The sequence below is a fragment of the Micromonospora sp. 4G55 genome (assembly GCF_016803375.1).
Window position 1 is genome coordinate 1 of the sequence record NZ_JAEVHN010000556.1, and the last position, 4,047, is coordinate 4,047.

The 4,047-nt window shown below is 73.7% G+C and carries 5 protein-coding genes and 1 pseudogene; 4 read left to right on the top strand and 2 right to left on the bottom strand.

All coding sequences use genetic code 11. The features are described 5' to 3' along the window. From JNW89_RS29655 to JNW89_RS29665, 3 genes are all read left to right on the top strand, one after another. Positions 1-584: hypothetical protein (locus tag JNW89_RS29655; protein ID WP_238451601.1), on the top strand; the 584-nt coding region annotated here is incomplete at its 5' end. Positions 585-660: 76 nt separating this feature from the next. Next, positions 661-1,098 (top strand): nitroreductase family deazaflavin-dependent oxidoreductase, encoded by a 438-nt coding sequence (locus JNW89_RS29660; RefSeq protein WP_238451602.1) that lies wholly within the window; start codon positions 661-663, stop codon positions 1,096-1,098. Between the two features lie 126 nt (positions 1,099-1,224). Beyond that, positions 1,225-1,572: a DUF1330 domain-containing protein gene (locus JNW89_RS29665; RefSeq protein WP_238451603.1), complete on the top strand. Its 348-nt coding sequence runs from the start codon at positions 1,225-1,227 to the stop codon at positions 1,570-1,572. A 47-nt stretch (positions 1,573-1,619) separates the two neighbouring features. On the opposite strand, the gene dacB is transcribed toward JNW89_RS29665, so the two are convergent. Beyond that, entirely contained in the window at positions 1,620-3,203 is a 1,584-nt protein-coding gene (gene dacB / locus JNW89_RS29670; protein WP_238451604.1) for a D-alanyl-D-alanine carboxypeptidase/D-alanyl-D-alanine-endopeptidase, read from the bottom strand. A 340-nt stretch (positions 3,204-3,543) separates the two neighbouring features. Between dacB and JNW89_RS29675 the strand changes: the two genes are divergently transcribed. Beyond that, a complete protein-coding gene (locus tag JNW89_RS29675; protein WP_238451605.1) occupies positions 3,544-3,825 on the top strand; it encodes an iron-sulfur cluster assembly accessory protein in 282 nt (93 codons plus the stop codon). A 1-nt stretch (position 3,826) separates the two neighbouring features. On the opposite strand, the pseudogene JNW89_RS29680 reads toward JNW89_RS29675, so the two are convergent. Beyond that, positions 3,827-4,047 (bottom strand): annotated as a pseudogene (locus JNW89_RS29680) (beta family protein); the annotation flags it as partial.

The following is a 4,047-nucleotide window of genomic DNA, read 5'->3' on the forward strand; positions in this document are numbered from 1 at the left end:
CGTCGCCCTCGCTGACCCCGACGCCGGCGCCGCAGCCGACGACGCCGCTGCTCAGCGTGTCCCGGGCCGACGTGCCGGCCATGGTGGACCTGACCCACCTCGGCACCCGGGACTGGGTGCACTGGGGACTGCGCGGCCCGGACTCCGTGGTCCGCAAGCGCGGGGGCTCGGGCGAGATCCGCGACGAGGGCGGGCCGGGCGCGCGGAGCAGCTACGACACCGACCCGGAGCTGTTCGGCTGGCGCGACGGCGCCCCGGTGCAGGGCGAGGGTGGCACCTCGACCGGCATCCACACCTGCGACGTCGGCAACGGCTTCCGCCTCGCCGTGCTCGGCAGCGGCGAGCTGCGCACCGTGCACCTCTTCGCCGGGCTCTGGATGGCCCGCGGCCGGCTCGACGTGCGGCTCTCCACCGGCGGCCCGACCAGCACCCTGCGCCTGGAGGACCCGCACACCAACCACAGCGCCCAGTTCGTCGTCCGGTTCCGGGTCGCCGCGGGGCAGAAGCTGCTGATCTCCTGGAACACCGAGGAGACCTTCAACGACTGCGGCAACGTCGCCCTGCGCGCGGTCGCCCTGCGCTGACCCGGTTCGCCGGCTCTGCGCGGCGGGCCGGAGTAGCGTGGGCGCGACGACGGCGACGAGGCGCGGGAGGCGGGCCGTGACGGCGAGCGAGCAGGTGCTGGACAGCCCCGAGGGCTGGGTGGCCGACCACATCCGACGGTACGTCGAGACCGGCGGCGAGCAGGGGCACGAGTGGCGGCCGGGCGTCTTCACCCTGCTGCTGACCACCCGTGGCCGCCGCAGCGGCAAGCTGCGCCGGACCGCGCTGATCTACGGCCGCGACGGCGACGACTACCTGGTCGTGGCCTCGCAGGGCGGCGCGCCGCAGCATCCGGCCTGGTACCTGAACCTGCTCGCCGATCCCGAGGCCGAGGTGCAGGTGGGCGCGGAGACGTTCACGGCGCGGGCGCGGGCCGCCGGGCCCGAGGAAAAGCCCCGGATGTGGCGGACGATGACCGGCATCTGGCCGGCGTACGACGACTACCAGACCAGGACCGACCGGGAGATCCCGGTGGTGGTGCTGGAGCGGGTCTGACCCCTGAAGGGGTTGTCGCGGAACCCAACAGCCTCTTACCCGCGAGGTAATCGACGGGTCAGGGTGACCGGCGCAGAATCGTCCCCAGTGGCCCGGCGACACGGGCCGATCCCACGGGGAGGGACGATGCCCGCCTTCGCGCTGGCCCACCTGCGCACGCCGCAGATCAACGAGGACGTCCTCGAGTACATCGAGAAGATCCAGTCCACTCTCGACCCGTACCAGGGCCGGTTCCGGGTGCACGGCGCCGAGGTGGAGGTGCTCGAGGGGGACTGGCCCGGGACGGTGGTGATCGTCGAGTTCCCGGACGTCGAGCGGGCCCGGGCCTGGTACCGGTCGCCGGCGTACCAGGAGATCCTGCCGCTGCGCACCCGGCACATCGAGGGCTCGACGCTGATCGTCCAGGGGGTCGGGTCGGACTACGACCCGCGCCGCACCGCCGCCCGACTGCGCGAGGCCGCCGCAGCCGGCTGACGCGGGTGGTGCGGGGCCCCGTTCCCGGCGGGGCCCCGCACCCGCTCTCAGCAGGCGATCGGCTTCACCCAGGAGCACTCCAGCCCCTCGGGCGCGCGCGGCGCGTCGGGCGCCACCGGCGGCGCCACCCGCGCGGTGCTCACGCTCTTCTCGGTGTACGACGCCAGCGCGATGGCGATCTGGTCCTCCAGCCCCTTCACCGACGAGGCCAGGTAGTTGTTGAGCACCACGGAGAAGGCCAGCACCCGGCCGTCGGCGTCGGTGACGTAGCCGGAGAGGCCGGAGACCCCGGTCAGGCTGCCGGTCTTGGCGTGCACGTTGTTCGCCGCCGGCGTGTTGCGCATCCGGCTGCGCAGCGTCCCGCCGACGAAACGGTCGGCGTTGCCGGCGATCGGCAGGGCGGCGTACCAGTCGGCGAACCAGGGCTCGGCGCGGACCGCGGCGAGCAGGGCGACGAACTCGGCCGGCGGGATGAGGTTGCGCCGGGACAGCCCGGAGCCGTCGCGCTGGCGCAGGGTGCCGGTGTCCATGCCGGTGTCGGCGACGTACTCGCTGATCGCGGTCAGCCCCGCCGACCAGGTGCCCGAGCCGGAGATGACCCGCCCGATCTCCTTGGTGAGCACCTCGGCGTGCCCGTTGTTGGACAGCTTCAGGAACGGCACCATCAGCTCGGCCAGGGTCATCGAGTCGTGCCGGGCCACCGGTGCCGCGTCGTCCGGGGTGGCCCGGCCGAGCACGGTACGCCCGAGCACCCGCACGCCGTGGCGGCGCAGCGCGGCCCGGAAGACGTCGGCGGCGTACCCGGTCGGCTCCCAGACGGTCATCCAGTCGCTGGCCGGCGCGTCGCCGACGGCGATCTGGCCGGTGACCACCACGGTGTTGGTGCCGTGCTCCCGTTCGAAGCTGATCGTGGTCTCGCCCTCGGCGACCGTCTCGGCCCGGTTGTCGATCCGCACGTAGCCGTTAGGCGGCGTCATGGTGACCGTCGGCGGGGCGCCCGCGCTCGCGGCCGGGGCGGCGTGCACGATCACGTTGCCGGCGTCGTAATCGGTGTCCGGGGCGACGGTCAGCGCCGAGACCTGCGCCGCGTAGTAGTACGACTCGTCGTCCCACGTCCAGTCCGGACCGAGCCGGGTGCGGTCGTAGCGGGTGTCGTCGGCGACCAGGTTGCCGGTCACCACCCGTACGCCGTCCGCGGCCACCTCGGCGGCGAGCGCGTCGTAGTCGGCGGCGAGCATCGTCGGGTCGCCGCCGCCGCGCAGGTAGAGGTCGCCGGAAACCAGTCCGGCCCGGCGCTGCCCCGTGCTGTGCACGTCGGTGGTGAACCGGTGCCCCGGGCCGAGCAGTTCCAGCGCCGCGGTCGAGGTGAGCAACTTGGTGTTGGAGGCGGGGATCAGCCGGCGGTCACCGTTGCGGTCGTACAGGGTCTGCCCGGTGGCGGTGTCCACCACGACCACGCCCGCCTGCGCCCCGGTGAGCCGGGCGTCGGCGAGGATCGCGTCGATGGTGGCGTGCAGCCGGGTGGCCGCCGGGGTCGGCGACTCGGCGGTGGCGGGGAGGGCGCCGGCAGCGGCCACGGTGGCGGCGAGCGTCGCCAGCGCCAGACTCCGGGTAAAGAGACGACGATGCATGGGTCGACGCTGTCATGGAGATTTCCGCCAGGCAAGACTCCCCGCCGAAAGTTTTTTCCGGATCTCGGTCCGGGTGCGGCGGGGCGGCGGCTGACCGGCCCCGGCCACCTCGGTCCCAGCGTACGGCGACAGCGGCGCTGAGGAGCGGAAACGCCGCAGCGCGGGGACGCTCCCACAGAGCGCGCTCTATTTGACGGACGCCCGTCCAGGGGGCACGGTGGGGGTGAGGGGGTCGCGCGATGCGCCCCGATTCGCCGGGCGACGACCGGTTCGCCATCAGGTGCGCGCTTCGCAATTCCGCGCGACGTCCCGCTTCCGAGAACCCATGAGGAGTTCCGCCATGCTCACCATGACCGACAACGCCGTGATGGTCATCCGCGACCTCGCCCTCCAGCAGGACGTCGCCCAGGATGGCGGGCTGCGCATCGCCGCGGACACCGACGCCGGCTCGCTCACCATCGAGCTGGTGCCGGAGCCGGCGCAGGGCGACAAGGTGGTCGACAACCAGGGCGCCCGCATCTTCCTCGACCCGGACGCGGCCGAGCTGCTCGAAGACACCTCGGTCGACGCCGTCGTCGACGACGAGGGCGTCGTGCAGTTCGGCTTCACCGAGAAGGAGTGACTCAGCCGGCCCGGCGCGCCTCGCCGCCCCGGTGCGGCCGGCTGGAACGGCCACGTTCCTCCGCCGCGCCGCGCCACGGGCCGGGGCGCTGATCCCGGGCCGGCCGGGTCAGTGTGGCCAGCACGTGCGCCAGATGGTGCGACGTGCTCCACGCCGTCCAGTTGGTCGGCGAGCCCGCACCGGCCACCCGCCGGGCGCGGCGCAGCAGCTCGTGGTCGCCCC